14 protein-coding genes are annotated in these 19240 nt (G+C 64.9%); 6 read left to right on the top strand and 8 right to left on the bottom strand.

The window, feature by feature from the left end; translation table 11 throughout:
- Positions 1 to 81 precede the first annotated feature (81 nt).
- From yidC to rpmH, 4 genes are read right to left on the bottom strand one after another with little or no spacing between them, the layout of a single operon-like run.
- The gene (gene yidC, locus ACXAF3_RS00830) at positions 82 to 1728 is read right to left on the bottom strand and encodes a membrane protein insertase YidC (RefSeq protein WP_475110404.1); all 1647 of its coding nucleotides are present in this window, start codon (positions 1726 to 1728) and stop codon (positions 82 to 84) included.
- A gap of 4 nt (positions 1729 to 1732) precedes the next feature.
- Positions 1733 to 1969 (bottom strand): membrane protein insertion efficiency factor YidD, encoded by a 237-nt coding sequence (gene yidD / locus ACXAF3_RS00825; protein WP_475110403.1) that lies wholly within the window; start codon positions 1967 to 1969, stop codon positions 1733 to 1735.
- Positions 1966 to 2367: a ribonuclease P protein component gene (rnpA, locus tag ACXAF3_RS00820; RefSeq protein ID WP_475110402.1), complete on the bottom strand. Its 402-nt coding sequence runs from the start codon at positions 2365 to 2367 to the stop codon at positions 1966 to 1968. The genes yidD and rnpA overlap by 4 nt, the downstream gene beginning before the upstream one ends.
- A gap of 34 nt (positions 2368 to 2401) precedes the next feature.
- On the bottom strand, positions 2402 to 2536 hold the full coding sequence (rpmH, locus tag ACXAF3_RS00815) for a 50S ribosomal protein L34 (protein WP_020413885.1): 135 nt from the start codon (positions 2534 to 2536) through the stop codon (positions 2402 to 2404).
- 525 nt (positions 2537 to 3061) lie between these two features.
- On the opposite strand from rpmH, the gene dnaA reads away from it, so the two are divergent.
- From dnaA to gyrB, 4 genes are all read left to right on the top strand, one after another.
- Positions 3062 to 4570, top strand: a complete 1509-nt coding sequence (gene dnaA, locus ACXAF3_RS00810; RefSeq protein ID WP_475110401.1) for a chromosomal replication initiator protein DnaA — start codon at positions 3062 to 3064, stop codon at positions 4568 to 4570.
- Between the two features lie 44 nt (positions 4571 to 4614).
- Entirely contained in the window at positions 4615 to 5721 is a 1107-nt protein-coding gene (gene dnaN / locus ACXAF3_RS00805; RefSeq protein WP_475110400.1) for a DNA polymerase III subunit beta, read from the top strand.
- Positions 5722 to 5848: 127 nt separating this feature from the next.
- On the top strand, positions 5849 to 6955 hold the full coding sequence (gene recF / locus ACXAF3_RS00800; protein WP_475110399.1) for a DNA replication/repair protein RecF: 1107 nt from the start codon (positions 5849 to 5851) through the stop codon (positions 6953 to 6955).
- A 19-nt stretch (positions 6956 to 6974) separates the two neighbouring features.
- The gene (gyrB, locus tag ACXAF3_RS00795; RefSeq protein ID WP_475110398.1) at positions 6975 to 9395 is read left to right on the top strand and encodes a DNA topoisomerase (ATP-hydrolyzing) subunit B; all 2421 of its coding nucleotides are present in this window, start codon (positions 6975 to 6977) and stop codon (positions 9393 to 9395) included.
- A 103-nt stretch (positions 9396 to 9498) separates the two neighbouring features.
- Here the strand turns inward: gyrB and ACXAF3_RS00790 are convergent, their stop codons facing one another.
- Both ACXAF3_RS00790 and ACXAF3_RS00785 read right to left on the bottom strand, forming a co-directional pair.
- The gene (locus ACXAF3_RS00790; RefSeq protein ID WP_475110397.1) at positions 9499 to 10179 is read right to left on the bottom strand and encodes a phosphoadenosine phosphosulfate reductase domain-containing protein; all 681 of its coding nucleotides are present in this window, start codon (positions 10177 to 10179) and stop codon (positions 9499 to 9501) included.
- Positions 10180 to 10274: 95 nt separating this feature from the next.
- Positions 10275 to 10733 (bottom strand): GNAT family N-acetyltransferase, encoded by a 459-nt coding sequence (locus tag ACXAF3_RS00785; RefSeq protein WP_475110396.1) that lies wholly within the window; start codon positions 10731 to 10733, stop codon positions 10275 to 10277.
- 206 nt (positions 10734 to 10939) lie between these two features.
- Between ACXAF3_RS00785 and ACXAF3_RS00780 the strand changes: the two genes are divergently transcribed.
- Complete coding sequence (locus ACXAF3_RS00780; RefSeq protein WP_475110395.1) at positions 10940 to 13117, top strand: TonB-dependent receptor family protein; 2178 nt, start codon at positions 10940 to 10942, stop codon at positions 13115 to 13117.
- A gap of 78 nt (positions 13118 to 13195) precedes the next feature.
- Here the strand turns inward: ACXAF3_RS00780 and ACXAF3_RS00775 are convergent, their stop codons facing one another.
- Complete coding sequence (locus ACXAF3_RS00775) at positions 13196 to 14380, bottom strand: class I SAM-dependent rRNA methyltransferase (RefSeq protein WP_475110394.1); 1185 nt, start codon at positions 14378 to 14380, stop codon at positions 13196 to 13198.
- 184 nt (positions 14381 to 14564) lie between these two features.
- On the opposite strand from ACXAF3_RS00775, the gene rimO reads away from it, so the two are divergent.
- Entirely contained in the window at positions 14565 to 15887 is a 1323-nt protein-coding gene (gene rimO, locus ACXAF3_RS00770) for a 30S ribosomal protein S12 methylthiotransferase RimO (RefSeq protein ID WP_475110393.1), read from the top strand.
- Positions 15888 to 15985: 98 nt separating this feature from the next.
- Here rimO and ACXAF3_RS00765 read toward each other — a convergent pair whose 3' ends face one another.
- Positions 15986 to 18967: a S8 family serine peptidase gene (locus ACXAF3_RS00765; protein WP_475110392.1), complete on the bottom strand. Its 2982-nt coding sequence runs from the start codon at positions 18965 to 18967 to the stop codon at positions 15986 to 15988.
- Positions 18968 to 19240 lie beyond the last annotated feature (273 nt).

The following is a 19240-nucleotide window of genomic DNA, read 5'->3' as shown; positions in this document are numbered from 1 at the left end:
CGACAAGCCTACCGGGACGCATTTACGGCGTGTCTCGCAAAGAGCTCCCGGTAGCGGCGCCGCCACCAAGCCCGAACGGCGCTAAACCTTGCCGGCGTCCACCTGCTTGTTGATATACCAGGTCTGCCCAATGGTGATCAGGTTGTTCGCGATCCAGTAGAGCACCAGGCCGGCCGGGAACCAGAGGAAGAAGAAGGTCATCATCACCGGCATCAGCTGCATGATGCGCGCCTGGGTCGGATCCGTCGGCTGCGGGTTCAGCTTCTGCATAAACCACATGGACGCGCCCATCAGCACCGGCAGGATAAAGTAGGGATCCTTGGCGGAGAGGTCGTGAATCCACAGGATCCACGGGGCGTGGCGCAGTTCGACGGTTTCCGTCAGCATCCAGTAGAGAGCGATAAACACCGGCATCTGCAGCAGTATCGGCAGGCAGCCGCCCATCGGATTGATCTTCTCGCGGCGGTAGAGCTTCATCGTCTCCTCCGCCAGCTTCTGCCGGTTGTCCTTGTACTGCTCCTGCAGCTTCTTCATCTGCGGCGCGAATTTGCGCATGCGCGCCATGGACTTGGTGCCCGCCGCGGACAGCGGGAACAGCAGCGCCTTGATAAACACGGTCAGCAGTATGATCGCCCAGCCCCAGTTGCTGACGATATGCGCCTGGATAAAGTGCAGCACGCGGAACAGCGGCTTGGCGATCCACCACAGCCAGCCGTAATCGACGGTCAGGTCCAGGTAGGGGGAGATCTCCTCCAGGCGGTAGACATCCTTGGGCCCGGCGTAGAAGGAGGCGCTCAGCTCACCCTGGGTGCCGGCCGGAATCTGCACCTGCGGCGAGGTGAAGCCCATGCGGAACAGGCCGTTCGACAACTGGCGCAGCTCGAAGGTGTTGCGCTCCTCCTGGGGCGGAATCCAGGCGCTGAGGAAGTAGTGCTGCACCATCGCGACCCAGCCGCCGTCGACGCTGACGCGGGTGGGCTTCTCGGCAATCTCCTCGAAATCCTGCTTGAAGTAGTTTTCCTCGCTGGTGTGCAGCGCCGCGCCGAGGAAGGGGGACACGCCTATGCCGGTGTCGACTGGAGGCTCGCGGTCGTCGCGTTTGATCTGGCCGAACATGGCCGCGGACCAGGGCGTCGCCCCCTGGTTGTCCACCAGGTAGGAGACATCGATCAGGTAGTCGCCGCGCTTGAAGGTGAAGCGCTTGGTGATATTGGCCTGTTGATGCTTCAGTGTCAGGTCGACGGTCAGGGTATCGCGGCCCTCGCTGAGGGCGTAGCGGGTCTTCTCGACCTGGAACAGCGGGCGGCCGGCGGCGCTGTCGGTGCCGTTCCTGCCGATCAGGCCGCTCTGCGCGATATAGGTGTGGTCGCGGGTCTGATTCAGCAGTATCAGCGGGCGGTCCGGCGTGTGCAGTTCCTCTTCGTATTGGCGCAGCGCGACCTTGACGATATCGCCGCCGCGGGGATCGATCAGCAGGTCGAAGACGTCGGTGGTCACGCTGATCAGCTGGCGCTCGGCCGGCTGGCCGTCGGCACCCTGGGCCTGCAGCTGCGGCACGTCGCCGTCTGCGCCGGGCGCGGCGGCGGCGCTGTCCTGGCCGGAGCTGCGCACGACGGTTTCGCGGTCCAGTACCGGCGTGTGCTGCTCTTTGAATTCGTTCCACTGGAAAATCAGTGCCAGAACAACTGCGGCGATTCCGCCAAGCAGCGTGTAGCGTTGCCAATCCATCTCGTTACCTAGAAGTGTCTTTTTGTCGGGCGGGGGGAACCGGATCCATGCCGCCGGGATGCCAGGGGTGGCATTTTATAAGGCGGCGAGCGCTTAAATAACCCCCTTTTAGGAATCCGTGGGTTTTTAATGCCTCTTCCGCATAATGGGAGCAGGTGGGGTAGAAGCGGCACTGGTTGCCGACCCAGGGGCTGGCCAGGTAGCGGTAGACGTGGATCAGCCGAATGGCCAGCCGCGTCATGGCTTGCGCCTTTCGCCGGCGCCCGGCGCCTGGGCCCGATTCGCCAGTTTGCGCCACAGCTTGTTCAGGAGTTTCGCCAGGGCGGCCTTGTCCAGGTCCGCGATACCCGGGCGCGCCAGCACCACGGCGTCCACCGCCGGCAGCTCGTGCTGGCGCAGGCGGAAGGTCTCGCGGGCAATGCGCTTGATGCGGTTGCGGTCAGTGGCGTTGCGGACGTGCTTCTTGGCGATAACCAGCCCCAGGCGCGGGTGGCCGAGATCGTTGCGACAGGCGAGGATCAGGAGGTTGGGGTGCGCGGCGCGTACCTGTTGCTTGGCGGTGAAGACCGCACGGTACTGCGCCGCGTTGAGCAGGCGCAGCGGCTTGGCAAATCCGAAGTCGCTGCGCGGCTGTTGCATAGGGCGGGACTGCGCCGATCGGGCGGCAGCAGGCTTATGCAGACAGTACTTTGCGACCTTTGGCGCGACGGCGGGCCAGGATCTTGCGGCCGTTCTTGGTTGCCATACGGGCGCGGAAACCGTGGGTGCGCTTGCGCTTCAAGTTGCTGGGCTGGAAAGTACGTTTCATTGTCTTGCTACCTGAGACTTTTGTATTCGGAAAATCTTGGGCCACCCCTTCGCGGGGCCGGACCCGGCCGCGCTCCGGTGCCGGTGGTGACCCGGCGCAGTCGGAGCAATGCGCTGCGAAGGCGGCGGATTGTATAGAAAGGCACCAGTGAAATCAACGCGAAGGGCGGTGAAAATTCGCCGCGCCGGGCGCGGCTAAAAAGGGGCAGCCCAAGGATAGTCCGGCCAAGTGATTGAGGCCGCAGCGGTATTCCATCCTGCCCACCGATTGATACCAAGGTATCCACAAGCTCCTGTGGATAAGTTTCTCCGGCGCTGTCTTGCCGCCTGCTCAAATAGTGTGCAAGCCTTTGATTGTTCGGGACTTTTCGCCGGACTTTTTTCAACAATTGCCACGCCGCTTGTGGATAACCCTTCGGTGCGAAGGTATACTCCCCCGACCTGTCGACGGCCCCGGAGTGTGTGCTGTTCCGGCTTCGCCGTCCCGTCCGGGGTCTTCTTTATTTTGGGGTTTTTAGGGGGTTTCTTGTCTGAATCCGTTTGGAAGCAGTGCGCCGACTGTTTGCAGGACGAACTGCCGTCGCAGCAGTTCAACACCTGGATTCGGCCGCTGCGGGTCAGTCCGGCGAGTGCCGCGGGGGAGCTGCGCCTGCTGGCGCCCAACCGCTTTGTGCTGGACTGGGTGGGAGACAAGTTTCTGAACCGGATACGCGAGCTGGTGCAACAGTTTGCCGGCGAGCAGCCGCTGCAAGTGGTGCTGGATATCACCGAGCGGCGCCCGGCGCGCTTTCAGCGCAGCCGCGCCGCGGCCCGCCCCGCCGCCAGCCCGCCGCCAGCCCCGGTGGGGGGCTTTGGCGCGGCGCGCGCGCCGGCGCACCCGGCCGCAGCCGAGGAGGGCGCGGCGGAGCAGGTCACCAGCGGCGAGCTGGCGCTGACCGACCTGCGTTCCCCGCCCAGCCAGCGCCCGGCGCCGGAGCCGGCGCGCAATGTGGAGGTGGAGGGGGCCATCAAACACGGCAGCTCCCTGAACCGCAATTTCACCTTCAAGTCTTTCGTCGAGGGTAAGTCCAACCAGTTGGGCCTGGCCGCGGCGCAGCAGATCGCCGACAACCCCGGCGGCGCCTACAACCCGCTCTTTATTTACGGCGGCGTCGGCCTCGGCAAGACCCACCTGATGCACGCGGTGGGCAACGCGCTGCTGGAGCGCAACCCCAACGCCAAGGTCGTCTACCTGCACTCGGAGCGCTTCGTCGCCGATATGGTCAAGGCGCTGCAGCTGAATGCGATCAGCGATTTCAAGCGCTACTACCGCTCCGTCGACGCGCTGCTGATCGACGATATCCAGTTCTTCGCCGGCAAGGAGCGCTCCCAGGAGGAGTTCTTCCACACCTTCAATGCGCTGCTCGAGGGCGGCCAGCAGATCATCCTGACCTGCGACCGCTATCCGAAGGAGATCGACGGCCTCGAGGAGCGCCTCAAGTCCCGCTTCGGCTGGGGCCTGACGGTGGCCGTGGAGCCGCCGGAGCTGGAGACGCGGGTGGCCATATTAATGAAGAAGGCGGAGCAGGTGGGTGTCGACCTGCCCCACGACTCCGCCTTCTTTATCGCCCAGCGCATTCGCTCCAATGTGCGCGAACTGGAGGGGGCGCTGCGCCGCGTGATCGCCAACGCCCAGTTCACCGGGCGCCCGATCGACGACCTGCTGGTGCGCGAGGCGCTGAAAGACCTGCTCGCATTGCAAGACCGGCTGGTCAGCGTGGACAATATCCAGCGGGTCGTGGCCGAGTACTACAAGATCAAGGTGGCGGATCTGCTCTCCAAGCGCCGCAGCCGCTCGGTCGCGCGGCCGCGCCAGGTAGCCATGTCGCTGGCCAAGGAGCTGACCAATCACAGCCTGCCGGAGATCGGCGACGCCTTCGGCGGGCGCGACCACACCACGGTGCTGCACGCCTGCCGCAAGATCCGCGAGTTGCAGGAGTCGGACGCGGATATCCGCGAGGATGTCAAACTGCTGACCCGCTCGCTGACCACTTAACCGAATAACCGATTGATTGATAACAAAGTAAGGCGGAACTACCGATGAAATTCAATGTGAGCCGGGACGCCCTTTTGAAGCCGCTGCAGCTGGTCGCCGGCGTGGTGGAGAAGCGCCAGACGCTGCCGGTTCTGGCCAATGTGCTGATGCAACTGCAGGGGCAGGAGCTGTCCCTGACCGGCACCGATCTGGAGGTGGAGATTGTCGGTCGCCTGCCGGTGGACGGCGTGGAGATGGAAGGGGAGGTCACGGTGCCGGCGCGCAAGCTGCTGGATATCTGCCGCTCCCTGCCCGACGGCGCCGAGTTGAAGTTTGAGCGCGACGGCGAGCGCCTGGTGCTGCGCAGCGGCCGCAGCCGCTTCCAGCTGTCGACCCTGCCGGCGGCGGACTTCCCGAATCAGGAGGAGACCAGCGCCCAGACCCGCTTTGCCATCTCCCAGCGCGAGATCCGCCGCCTGATAGAGGCCACCGGCTTCGCGATGGCGCAGCAGGATGTGCGCTACTACCTGAACGGCCTGCTGCTGGAGTGCCGTCCGCAGCAGCTGCGCGCCGTGGCCACCGACGGCCACCGCCTGGCGCTGTGCGATCGCGACGCACCGGGCCTGAATGTCGAGTCCCCGATCCAGGCGATAGTCCCGCGCAAGGGCGTGCTGGAGCTGGGGCGCCTGCTGGAAGACACCGACGCCCAGGCGGAGGTGGTGCTCGGCAACAATCATATCCGCGTGATCAGCGGCCAGTTCACCTTCACTTCCAAGCTGGTGGACGGCAAGTTCCCGGACTACGAGCGGGTGCTGCCGCGCGCCACCGGCAATGAGATCTACGCCGACCGCCAGGCGCTGCGCCAGGCCTTCTCCCGCGCCGCCATCCTGTCCAACGAGAAATACCGCGGCGTGCGCCTGCAGGTCTCCGAGGGACTGCTGCAGATTGTCGCCAACAACCCGGAGCAGGAGGAGGCGGAGGAGCAGTTGGTCGTGGACTATGTCGGCGAGCCGCTGGAGATCGGTTTTAACGTCTCCTACCTGCTGGATGTGACCGGTGCGATACACAGCGACAAGATCCGCATCGGCCTGGCCGATGCGAACAGCAGCGCGCTGCTGCAGCAGCCGGAGGAGGGCGATGCCCTCTATGTCATTATGCCGATGCGGCTGTGATGCCCGCCGGTTACGCATTTCCGTTGATTGATAGAGGCGCCATATCCCGGGATATGGCGTTTCTTTTATCGGCTTGGGGTTTTATGTCGCCTGCTCCCGCATTGGGGGGCGTGACGGAGGGTCGCCAGTGGCGCTGACTCGCCTCGCGCTGTCCCATTTCCGCAATATCGCCGCCGCCGATCTGCAGCTGGATGGCGGTGTGAATCTCTTCTGCGGCCCCAACGGCAGCGGCAAGACATCGCTGCTGGAGGCGGTGCATATGCTCGCCACCGGCCGCTCCTTTCGCTCCCGACAACACAAGTCTGTGATTCAGGACGGAGAGGCCGGCCTGACCGTGTTCGGCGAGCTGGACAGCGGCGACAGTCTCGGTGTCGAGCGCCTGAGCAATGGCGGCGGGCGCATCCGCGTGAACCGGGCGCCGGCGGAATCCAGCTCGCAGCTGGCCAGCTGTCTGCCGCTGCAGGTGATCAACAGCGACAGCTTCGCCGCGCTCGACGGCGGCCCCGGCGTGCGCCGCCGCCTCCTGGACTGGGCTGTGTTCCACGTGGAACATTCTTTCGCGCAGGAGTGGAAAAGCTATCAAATCGCGCTGCGACAGCGAAATGCGCTGTTGCGACGTGGTAAAATTGCCCCCGATTTGCTGTCGGTTTGGGAGCAGAGGCTCGCTGACAGCGGCGACCGCGTGGACCGGTTGCGCCGGATGCTGTTCGAGCAGCTGGGTGCCGCGATGGCAGCCCTGGTTCGGGAGCTTCCCGAGTCGCCGCTGACCCGGGTCGAGGTGTCCTATCGGCGCGGCTGGCGCCGGGAGCTGGATCTGGCGGAGGCGCTGCGGGAATCCCGCGACGGAGATCTGGCACAGGGGCATACCCGTGTCGGACCCCACAGAGCCGATCTGCGCTTCAGCGTCGGCGGCGAGTCGGCGCACAGTATCCTGTCCCGCGGCCAACAGAAGATGCTGGTCTGTGCGCTGCGCACCGCGATGGCCGAGCTGGTCTGTCGCCACAGGGGCAGGCCGGTGTTTCTCGTCGACGACCTGCCGGCGGAACTGGATCAGGAAAATCAACGGCAGTTCGCCCGCTGGGTGAGCCGCTGCGCCAGCCAGGTGCTGGTGACCGGAATTGAGGTGGAGGCCACCAGTCGTCCCTGGCTGACGCTGCCCCCACCCTGGAACAGCCCAAAAGTGTTCCACGTGGAACATGGGTGTATCGGCGCCGACCCCTCGGCCGCTAATTGAGTTGGAATGGAGCGAGTAAATGTCAGAGCAGCAGAGCTATGACTCCAGCAGTATCAAGGTGCTGAAAGGTCTGGACGCGGTGCGCAAGCGCCCCGGTATGTATATCGGCGATACCGACGACGGCACCGGTCTGCACCATATGGTGTTCGAAGTGGTGGACAACTCCATCGATGAGGCGCTGGCGGGCCACTGCGACGAGATTCGCGTGACCATTCACCCGGATGAGTCTGTCTCCGTGTCGGATAACGGCCGCGGCATTCCGACCGAGATGCACCCGGAGGAGGGGGTCTCGGCGGCGGAAGTGATTATGACGGTGCTGCACGCCGGCGGTAAGTTCGACGACAACACCTACAAGGTGTCGGGCGGCCTGCACGGTGTCGGCGTGTCAGTGGTTAACGCCCTGTCCGAGGAGTTGAAACTGACCATCCGCCGCGGCGGCAAGGTGCACGAGCAGGTCTACCGCCACGGCGTGCCCCAGGCGCCGCTGAGTGTCGTCGGCGACACCGACAGCACCGGCACCACGGTGCACTTCAAGCCGTCTGCGGACACCTTCTCCAATATCGAATTCCACTTCGATGTGCTGGCCAAGCGCCTGCGCGAGCTGTCCTTCCTGAACTCCGGTGTGCGCATCGTCCTGAAGGACGAGCGCAGCGGCAAGGAGGAGGTCTACGAATACGAGGGCGGCCTGCGCGCCTTCGTCGAGTTCCTGAACCAGAACAAGACGCCGATCAACAAGGTGCTGCACTTCCAGAGCCAGCGCGAGGACGGCATTGCGGTGGAAGTGGCGCTGCAGTGGAACGACAGCTTCCAGGAAAACATCTTCTGCTACACCAACAATATCCCCCAGCGCGACGGGGGCACCCACCTGGCCGGCTTCCGCGCCGCGCTGACCCGCGGTCTGAACAACTACATCGAGAGGGAAGGGGTGGGCAAGAAGGACAAGGTCAGCACCACCGGCGACGATGCCCGCGAGGGACTGACCGCGATTATCTCGGTCAAGGTGCCGGACCCGAAATTCTCCTCCCAGACCAAGGACAAGCTGGTGTCTTCCGAGGTGAAGCCGGCGGTGGAGCAGGAGATGGGGCAGCACTTCAACGACTATCTGCTGGAAAACCCCCAGGATGCCAAGGCGGTGGTCGGCAAGATGATCGATGCCGCCCGCGCCCGCGAGGCCGCGCGCAAGGCCCGCGAGATGACCCGGCGCAAGGGCGCGCTGGATATCGCCGGCCTGCCCGGAAAACTGGCGGACTGCCAGGAGAAGGATCCGGCCAAATCCGAACTCTACCTGGTGGAGGGTGACTCCGCCGGTGGCTCCGCCAAGCAGGGCCGCGACCGCCGCACCCAGGCGATACTGCCGCTGAAGGGCAAGATTCTGAATGTGGAGAAGGCGCGCTTCGACAAGATGCTGTCCAGCGCCGAGGTGGGGACGCTGATCACCGCGCTGGGCTGCGGTATCGGCAAGAGCGAGTTCGACCCGGACAAGCTGCGCTACCACTACATTATCATCATGACCGACGCCGACGTGGACGGCGCCCATATCCGCACCCTGCTGCTGACCTTCTTCTTCCGCCAGATGCCGGAGCTGATCGAACGCGGCCATATCTATATCGCCCAGCCGCCGCTGTACAAGATCAGCAAGGGCAAGCAGGAGCAGTACCTGAAGGACGAGGCGGCCCTGACCCAGTTCCTGACCAACGCGGCTCTGGAGGGCGCCAGCCTGTTCGTCAATCCGGATGCGCCGCCGCTGGCCGGGGAATCCCTGGAGAATCTGGTGGGCGAATACCGCGCCGTGCTGGCCACCGTAGACCGGCTGTCGCGCCTCTACCCGGAGGAGGTGCTGCGCAGCATGATCTACCTGCCGAGCCTGGCCCAGGCCGATCTGCAGTCGAAGGAAAAAATGGAGTCCTGGTGCGCGCAGCTGCAGGAGAAGCTGGCGGAAGAGGGCAACGGCGGCGGCCGCCGCCACCAGGTCAGCGTGCAGGAGAACACCGAGCGCGGCCTCTATCTGCCCCATATCCACGTCGTCGCCCACGGCGTCGGCAGCGACTACCTGATCAATCACGAGTTCTTCGAGTCCGCCGAATACCGCGCCATCTGCGCCCTGGGCGAGAAGATGGTGGATCTGCTGGAAGAGGGCGCCTATGTGCAGCGCGGCGACAAGCAGCAGCCGGTCGCCAGCTTCCCCGAGGCCCTGGAGTGGCTGATGAACGAGAGCCGCCGCGGCTACGGCATACAGCGCTACAAGGGCCTCGGCGAGATGAACCCGGAGCAGCTGTGGGAGACCACGATGAATCCGGAGAGCCGCCGCATGCTGCAGGTGACCGTCGAAGACGCGATCGCCGCGGACCAGATCTTCACCACGCTGATGGGCGACCAGGTGGAACCGCGCCGGGACTTTATCGAGAGCAATGCGCTGGCGGTGGAGAACCTGGACGTCTAAGCGGGGGCCCAGCTCGGCAAGCGGATTCTGTGCCCGCCAGCCAATACCCCAAAGCAAAAACGGCCGCTGATGCGGCCGTTTTGTTATCTGAAGGCTTGGACAATCACTTCTCCAGCAGCAGCCCGCACTCCCGGTGCTCCTCGCCCTTGGTGGGGTCGAAGTAGATATCGTTGTCCGGCAGGTCGTGCTCGTAGACATACTCCTCGACGTCCAGCTCCGTCAGGTGGAACATGGGCGCGACGCGGATGGTGCCGTGGTTGCCCTTGGTGAAGATATCCAGGTTCTTGCGGTGCGCGTTCTGGTCGTGGCGGATACCGTTCAGCCACACGTCCGGTTTCAGCTCCTGCATCGCGCGGTTGAAGGGCTCCAGTTTCACAGTGCGGGAGAAGAAATCGTGCTCCGGCGTATCCAGCGGCGGTATGCCGCCGTAGACGGCGTTGAAATGGGCCGCGGACATCTTCGGCGAATAGGTGTGCAGGTTCAGGTCGAACTGCTTGATCAGCCGTTCGATATGGCGGTAGGTCTCCGGCGTGTTGTAGCCGTGGTCGACCCAGATCACCGGGATATCCGGCTTGACGCGGGTGATCAGGTGTAGAAACGCGACCGCGAGCGGGCGGAAGTTGGTAAAGACCACCGGCTTCTCCGCGTGTTCGACGGTGAAGCGCATGATTTCACTGGGCTTCGCGTCTCTGAAGCGCTGGTTCAGCGCCTCCAGGTCGGCACCGTGGTGGAAGGTGCGCGCCGGGTAGGGCTGCATGGCGGTATTGGCGGCGGAATATCCCATATCACTCTTGGCTATCAGTCGGTGTAGAGACTGCATGCTACTCCGATCATTCTGGCGTTAGAAACAATAAAAAGAAGTCAATCAATAAGATTCAGTTATAAGTATTTCGCGGCCGTTTCGACGGCACCGCAGCACATATGCAGTTCCGCCTGCCCCGCTTCGACGGACTCCCGTCGCTCCACTTCCACGAAACCCCGCTGCTGCAGAAAGTAGCGCGCGCCGAGGTTCTCCTGCAGCACGGCGGCCTGCAGCTGCGGTCTGCCGCGCCTGGCTGCGTCCAGAAGAGCGCTGCCGACGCCGCGGCCGGCCACCAGTGGGCTGACACAGAGGAAGCGCAGCCAGTCGCCATCGGTCACCGCGACAAAGGCGTGCGCCGGCTGGTCTTCCGCCTCGCGGAACACCAGGCACAGATCCGCGCCGGCGCAGGCGCGGCGGAAGTCGGCGCTGCGCTTCTGCCAGTAAGCCCGGGGCAGGGAGGGGTGGGCACTGGCCGCGCTGTGCAGCCAAAGTTGTTGCAGTCTTTCTATCTCGTGCCGGCTCGCGGTTCGGATCATCGCTGCACCCTGAGTGAATACTTGCACACAATGCTAGTGCGATGAAAACGGGGATCCCAACGGCGGTCACAGCAGCGCGGGCCGGGAGTCGGAGCGAAAAATCGTAAAGATTTGTAATGCAAAAAATCTATTTGCCGGTAAAATACAATCATTCTCATTAAAAACTGCAATCAAATAAGCGCTAATTATTCATCCACGGAGGATTCATGAAGCGTCTTTCCCTGTCCCCACTGGCCCTCGCCCTGACCGCGGCAATGGCCGCTCCGGCCCTGGCCGAAGAGCGCGACGCGCGCCTGGAGACCATTTCCGTGATCGGCGACGCCGAGGCCATCTCCGATCTGCCCGGCTCGGCGCACCTGGTCGATGCCGAGGATCTGGCCAAGTTCGAGTTCGTCGATATCAACCGCATGCTGCGCTCGGTACCCGGTGTCTATATCACCGAGGAGGACGGCTACGGCCTGCGCCCGAATATCGGTATCCGCGGTGCCGACGGCCACCGTTCCGGCAAGATCTCGCTGATGGAAGACGGCGTGCTGATCGCCCCGGCACCCTACGCCGCGCCCGAGGCCTACTACTTCCCGACCGCCGGCCGCCTGGACAGCATCGAGGTGCTGAAGGGCCCGGGCACGCTGAAATACGGCCCCTTCACCGTCGGCGGTGCGGTCAATATGCTGAGTACGCCGATTCCACAGGCGGCTGCGGGCGTGGTGCAGCTGGAAGCCGGCCAGTTCGGTGAGACCCGTCTGCACAGCTACTACGGCGCCAGCACCGATACCACCGGCTGGCTGCTGGAGACCCACCAGCAGCAGGCGGACGGCTTCCGCGATATCGACCGCGCCGACAGCGCCGATATCGCCAAGGAGGACTACCTGCTGAAGGGGCGCATTAACTCCGGCGCCGATGCGACCTACCGCCAGCAGCTGGATATCAAGCTGCAGTACTCCGAAGAGGAGTCCGGCATGAGCTACCTGGGCCTGACCGATGCCGATTTCGACAGGGATCCGAACCGCCGCTACGGCATCAGCGCGCTGGACGAGATGCAGAACCGCCACAGTGCGGTGCAGCTGAACCACCGCATCCAGCTGAGCGACAGCTTCGCGCTGAACACCCAGGCCTACTACAACAAGTTCCAGCGCGACTGGTTCAAGGTGAGCCTGGGCAGCCTGATCGACGCGGCCAACGCTGGCGACGCCGACGCCCAGGCGGTGCTGGACGGCGAGCAGGACTACGATTTCGGTATCAAGCACAACAACCGCACCTACGAGGCCCGCGGCCTGCAGATCAGCGCCGACTGGCAGCTGGCCACCGGCGGCATCAATCACGACCTGACCGTCGGCCTGCGCCGTCACTGGGACGAGGTGGACCGCTACCAGCCGGTGGAGAACTTCCGGCAGATCGACGGCCAGCTGGTCTTCGTCGACAAGTCCCTGCCCACCGGCAGCAACAACCGCGTCGAAGAGGCGGACGCCACTTCCCTGTTTATTTACGACAATATCCAGATGACCGAGAAGCTGACGCTGACCGCGGCGCTGCGCTACGAGGACGTGGAGACGGAGCAGCAGCGCTACGACGATCCGGAGCGCACCGTCGACGGCAGCTTCCGCTCCAACCAGGTGGACGAATGGCTGCCGGGCCTGGGTCTGGTCTACGACGTCAATGAACAGTGGAGCCTGCTGGCCGGCGTACACCGCGGCTTCGCGCCCAGAGACGCGGGCGCCAAAGAGGGCGAGGGTGCCGAACTGTCCACCAACTACGAGTGGGGCGCGCGCTTCAATAACGGCAGCCTGTACGGCGAGCTGATCGCCTTCCTGAGCGACTATGAGAATGCGGTGCAGAACTGCTCCGTCGCGGTCCGCTGCCCGAACGGCGCCGACAGCGGCACCTTCCAGTTGGGCGAGGCGGAGATCAAGGGCTTCGAGGCCTCCTTCGGCAGTGAGTGGGCACTCGCCAACGGCTGGTCCCTGCCGCTGCGCGCCAGCTACACCTATACAGACGCGGAGATCACCGAGGACAGCGACACAGTCGCCATCGATGGTTCCGGCCTCAGGGCCGGGGACAACTTCGCCTACCTGCCGGAGAATGTGTTCGCGCTGACCGCCGGTCTGGACAGCGGCGCCGCCTGGCGCGTCAATCTGACTGCGGCCTACCAGGACGAGATGTGCGTCAACACCGACTGCAACCGCGGCGGCACCGACCAGTTCGACTACACCGAGTCCCTGTGGGTCTGGGATGTGGCCGCCCACTACGACTTCAGCGAGGAGCTGAGCGGCTACCTGAAGGTGGACAACCTGTTCGACGAGCAGGCCATAGTCACCCGCGACTCGGACGGTGCCCGCGCCAACCGCCCGCGCACCGCGACACTGGGGATGAAATTCGTCTTCTGATCCCGGTCGCTATCGGCAAACGAAAAAGGCCGCGGGCAAAACCCGCGGCCTTTTTTGTGCCCGGTGGGAGCGGCCCATTTATCCACCCTTGCCCAAATGCACAAAGTGCGCCTTCAGGTAGCGCGTCTCCGGGATCGCCGGGTGCACCGGGTGATCCGCCCCCTGGCCGCCGCTGGTCAGCAGCGCCGCCGGGCGGCCCAGACGGTGCGCGGCGCCGCGCACGCAGTCGAGCAGTTCGTCCGCGGGCAGGTGCATAGAGCAGGAGGCGCTGACCAACAGGCCGTCCGCCGCCAGCAGGCGCATTGCCAGTTCGTTGATGTGACGGTAGGCGGCAAGCCCGGCTTTGTGGTCCTTGCGCCGCTTGATAAAGGCCGGCGGGTCCAGCACCACTATGTCGAACTTCTCACCGTCGGCCAGCAGCGCCTTCATCACATCCAGCGCCTTGCCGCGCCGCGTCTGCAGCCTGTCGGCGACGCGGTTGTGTGCGGCGTTGGCGCGACACCAGTCCAGCGCCTGCTGCGACGCGTCCACGCAGGTGACGCTGTCGGCGCCATGGGCCAGGGCCTGCACACCCCAGCCGCCGGCGTAGGAAAACAGGTCCAGCACCTTGCGGCCTTTGACCCAGCCGTTCAGCCGCGCGCGGTTGTCGCGGTGATCGTAGAACCAGCCGGTCTTCTGCCCGGCGTGCACCGGCGCCAGCAGCGGCACGCCGTTCTCCTCGAAGGGCGCCATTTCCGGCACCTCGCCGTGGACCACCTCGTTGACCAGCGGCATCTCCTCGAGGCCGCGGCCCTGGTGGTCGTTGCGCAGCAGTATGCCCTTCGGCTTCACCTGTGCCACCAGTGCATCCACCAGTTGCGGCAGCAGCCTCTCCATACCCCAGTTGCTGACCTGCACCACCAGGTAATCGCCGAAGCGGTCCACGACCAGTCCCGGCAGCCAGTCGGAGTCGCCGTATACCAGCCGGTAACTGGGATGCGTGAAATAGCGCTCGCGCATCGCCAGAGCGGTCTGCAAGCGCTCACTCAGCAGCGCCGCGTCGAGTTCGGGGCCGCGGGATACCAGGCGGCCGCAGATCAGCTGGCCCGGATTCACGAAGGCGGTGCCCAGCGGCTTGCCCTGGCTGTCCAGTATCCGGCACTGGCTGCCGGGTTCTATACCCTTCAGCGGCGAGCGCCCGGTGTCCACCTCGTTGCTGTAGATCCACAGGTGGCCGCGTTTCAGGCGGCGCTCGGCGCCGCGGTTCAGTATCAGTTCCGACAAATGGCTTTCTCCAATGGACCTCATGGCTGGGGCGGCAATTGTGCGCCTCGAGGGCCGCAGGTCAAGTTATAGCCGATCGCTGGCGCGCGGTCGCGCTGCGCTGCACGCCTTTCCAAGCGCCGGCGGCGCCGTTAGAATTGCCCGCTTTTTAATCAAAACTGAGCGCAACACCCGGGAGCCCTGCATGTCCAGCAACACGCCAAAAGTCGGTTTCGTTTCCCTAGGCTGCCCCAAGGCCACCGTGGATTCGGAGCGCATCCTGACCCAGCTGCGCACCGAGGGCTACCAGCTGGTGCCGACCTATGAAGACGCCGATGTGGTTGTGGTCAACACCTGCGGCTTTATCGACAGCGCCAAGGCGGAGTCCCTGGACGCGATCGGCGAGGCCATCGCCGAGAACGGCCGGGTCATAGTCACCGGCTGCATGGGCGTGGAGGAGGAGCGTATCCGCGAGGTGCACCCGAGCGTGCTGGCGGTCACAGGCCCGCAGCAGTACGAGCAGGTGGTCAACGCGGTACATGAAGTGGTGCCGCCCAAAGTGGAACACGATCCCTTCGTCGACCTGGTGCCGCCCCAGGGTATCAAGCTGACGCCGCGCCACTACGCCTATCTGAAGATCTCCGAGGGCTGCAACCACAGCTGCAGCTTCTGCATTATCCCGAGTATGCGCGGCAAGCTGGTCAGCCGCCCGGTGGGCGAGGTGCTGGGCGAGGCGGAGCGGCTGGTCAAGTCCGGGGTGCGGGAACTGCTGGTGATCTCCCAGGATACCAGCGCCTACGGTGTGGATCTGAAGTACAAGCTGGACTTCTGGGACGGCCGCCCGGTCAAGACGCGCATGCTGGAGCTCTGCGAGGCGCTGTCGTCCATGGGGGTCTGGGTGCGGCTCCACTATGTGTACCCCTATCCGAATGTGGACGACGTGATTCCGCTGATGGCCGCGGGCAAGCTGCTGCCGTATCTGGATATCCCGTTCCAGCACGCCAGCCCCAAGATACTGAAGGCGATGAAGCGCCCGGCCTTCGAGGACAGGACCCTGGCGCGGATCGGGAAGTGGCGCGAGATATGTCCGGAGCTGACGATCCGCTCCACCTTTATCGTCGGTTTCCCCGGCGAGACCGAGGAGGATTTCCAGTACCTGCTCGACTGGTTGAGCGAGGCGCAGCTGGACCGCGTTGGCTGCTTCAAGTACTCGCCGGTGGACGGCGCGCCGGCCAACGAACTGGAGGGCGCTGTGCCGGAGGAGGTGAAGCAGGAGCGCTGGGAGCGCTTTATGGCCCACCAGCAGAAGATCAGCGCCGCGCGCCTGCAGCGCAAAATAGGCACGGAAATCGAAGTGCTGATCGACGAGGTGGACGAGGAGGGCGCGATCGGCCGCTCCTGGGCCGATGCGCCGGAAATCGACGGCGCCGTCTACCTGAACGGCGAGACGTCGCTCGCGCCCGGCGACAGGATACGCGCGCGCGTGACCCACGCCGACGAGTACGACCTGTGGGCGGAGGCGCTCTAAACCCCCGCAGACACCGCAAGATGGCAGTGGAGGTTCCCCAGGTATTTCTGTCGACGGCACATCCCTGTGCCGCTATCGATCCGTCTGTCGGTGAATAACTACCGCGTATTCACCATCACCTCGGTTTCGGCAAAGATCTGCTCACCGTCGCCGTGGCCGAGCAGGCCCAGGGCGCGGACGCCGGGCGCCAGTCCCATCCACTCGAGGGAGACGCTGCCGCTCTCACCCACCAGTGCCGCCGGTGGCGCGCTCAGGATGGTGTTGCCGCGGTCGCCGGTCAGGTTGAAGTTGAACAGGGTGTAGGGCGTCGGGCCGGCCGCCGAGGCGTAGTCGATCACGAAGACCGCATACTGGCCGGGCTGTGGGTTGCGCATGGTCACCGCCTCCGCCGACGTGGGCGAGCCGCTGCTGCCCACCAGCGGGAAGTCCGGCGCCGGGCCGTACACCTGCAGGTCCAGGTCGTCGGAACCGTCGCCGGCGCCCACGTCCGCGTCGAACAGCGCCACCCGCGCGAGGCTGGTGCCCTCGGGTACATCGAAGAAGATCAGCGTGTTGTCACCGTCCTCCACGGTTCCCGCATAGGGGGTGCCCTCGGCGAGACCGTTCACCTGCAACTGATAGTCGCCGCTGTAGCCGAACTGAACCTCGAAGCTGAGCGAACCGTCGCTGCCGCTCCCGCTCAGTTCCGCCGGCGCGGCGATGGGCACCGGGCGCACGGCGATCGGGCTGCGCACCTGGTAGCGACTGCCCAGCGAGTGCCAGGTCAGGGCGCCGAAGGCCCAGTCACCCAGTGCCGCGCTGTCGGTCGCGGTAAAGGTGACCCGATAGCTGGCGCTCTCGCCCCGTTTCAGGCGCAGCACCCTGGGGTGCACATCCACCCGCACACCCCGCGGCGCCTCCACCGACACCCAGTACCACTTGGTGCCGCGCGCGACGCTGGTGACCCTGCGCGTGACCGTCTGGCTGCCGGCCAGCTCGGCGATACCGATCGAGGCCAGGTTCAGGTCGCTGGAATCGGTGGAGAAACCGCTTGCTTCCAGCTGGCTGCAGGTGGCCGGGTCGATCAGCTGCGGCTGCTTTTCCGCGCCACAGAGGAAGGCGAAATAATCCTCCAGACCCGCGTCGTAGACCAGGCCGGGCAAAAAGGCTGCGCCCGGGTTCACGGCGCCGGCGCCCATATCGAAGGGATCGGCCGCCTGTGGTCCGAAGGACTTGCGCAGGCCGGTGCGCGCGGTGGTCATCAGCGCCGACTTGGCCATCGCCGGAGTCCAGTCCGGGTGCACCTGTTTCAACAGCGCCATAACCCCGGCCACATGGGGGCTGGCCATCGAGGTGCCGCTCAGGGACGCGAAGAGGCTGCCGCCGCTGGAGACCGGCGAGGTGCCGGCGATGATGCCGACGCCGGGTGCGGCCAGATCCGGCTTGATAATGTCCGGCGCGCCGGCGTTGGCGCCGCGGGACGAGAAGCCGGTGATGCGGTCTACCCGCGCCACCTGGATCTCCGGGCTCAGGGTGCCGGCGCTGTCGCCGCTGGCCGCGATCAGCTCGCCGTCCGGGTGGCGGATCATAATGCCGGGAATAGTCGTATCCGGCGCCGACATCACGATCGGATCCATGCGGTCGGGTGCCGTGCCGTCGTTGTAGACCACTATCGCGCGGGCACCGGCCGCGGCGGCGTTGTTGTACTTGTCGCTGAAGGCACAGGCGCCGCGCACCACCAGGGCTATTTGTCCGTCCATTGCCTCTCCGTTGCTCAGCGGCCCGCAGGCGTTGAGCGGCTCCGCCGCCACGACGGCGCCGGAAATGGCGCCGACGTCGGCCAGCTGCACGGGACCGCTGCCCTCCAGCCCCTCGTAGGTGGCGGCGATATCCGCCGGCGCGTCCAGCTGCAGGCCGGTGCCGAAGTTCTGGTCGTCCTCGGCGGCAGCCACCGAGGTGACCCAGGGCACGCCGGACGGGGTGCCGATGGTCTCGGAACCCGGGCCGCTGTTGCCGGCGGACACAGAGACGAAGACGCCGGCGTCGGCGGCGAACAGGAAGGCGATATCGTCCGGGCCGTTGAAGCTGGTGCTGCTGCCGCCGACGGAGAAGTTGATCACGTCGACGCCGTCGGCCACCGCCTGGTCGATGGCGGCCATGGAGTCGGAGGAAAAGCAGCCGCTGTCATCCGGGTCCGGCGCGTCCCAACACACCTTGTACACGGCCACCCGCGCGCGCGGTGCCATGCCGCTCAAGATGCCGCCGTTCGGGCCCTCGACGCCGTAGTTGCCGCCGGCGGTGGTGGCGGTGTGGGTGCCGTGGCCGTCCGCATCCCGCGCGGACAGGAATTCGTAGTCGGCCAGGGTGTTCACCGTCAGGAAGGATTCGGAGAAGGACTGCGCCTTGATCAGCTTGTTGTTGCAGGTAAAAGGCGCGTCCGCCGGGTTGAAGTCGGCGTTGCCGAAGTCGCAGCCCTCGCCGACGAAGTGCTCGGGTACAGGCCCGAACGGCACCTCGCGCCCGCGGTCGCCGCGCTTCGGCGTCGGCACATCCGCCAGGCTCGGGTGCTCCGGGTGAATGCCGCTGTCGATCACGCCGATCACCACATCCTCGCCGGTGATGCCCCACATCCACGGGCCGAGGATACCGGTCAGACCGAGGAAGTCGCGGGTGGAGTCCGTCTGCGGTTTCAGCAGCTCGTCTTCCCAGACACCGAGCACATCCTTGCGCGCGCGCAGTATCTCGGCTTCCTTGCTGCTCATCAGCGCGGCGAAGCCGTTAAAGGCGACCTTGTACTCGTGAATCTTGCGCGCGCCGGGCACAGAGGAGAGCACCTGATCGCGCCGCGACTTGAGAAAATCCGCGTAGTTGCGGTACTGGCTGCTCTGCGGATCCAGCTTGCGACTGGCGCGCGGCTTGGTCGCCGCAAGGCCGGGGATATGGCCGCCGTAGGCGGCCAGCGGTTGCTCCGCCAGCCGGACGATATAGACCTTTCTGTCTCTATTGAGGTCGGGTTTCAGTGTCCCCCTGCCGGGATCCGCGGCGCTGGCAAACGACAGCAGCAGGCCGGCAATCAATGTCGAAACTACCGTTATTCTCATGTTGGATGTCCCATCTTTATTCGATTGTTTTTGCAGGAGTGGAAGCGATCAAAAGACGGGACTATCCGCGGGGCCTGCCTGGAGATGGATGGCGCGCCGGGGTACTGCGGGTCTGATCCTTCAACCCTTCCTCCGCCGGCTATCTGGTACAAATTAATAGCAGGTGGCGGAACTTCATTTCCTGAAACTCGCTTTTAAAGCACCGGGACGCGCAATTCAATCGAATGGCGCGGTAATGGTTTTGTTGGCAGGTTTGTGGGATCCAGTGGACGA

This window comes from Microbulbifer sp. ABF4_143 (assembly GCF_056160225.1).
Note: the sequence above shows the minus strand (reverse complement) of the source record. Positions and strands in the feature narration are given on the sequence as shown.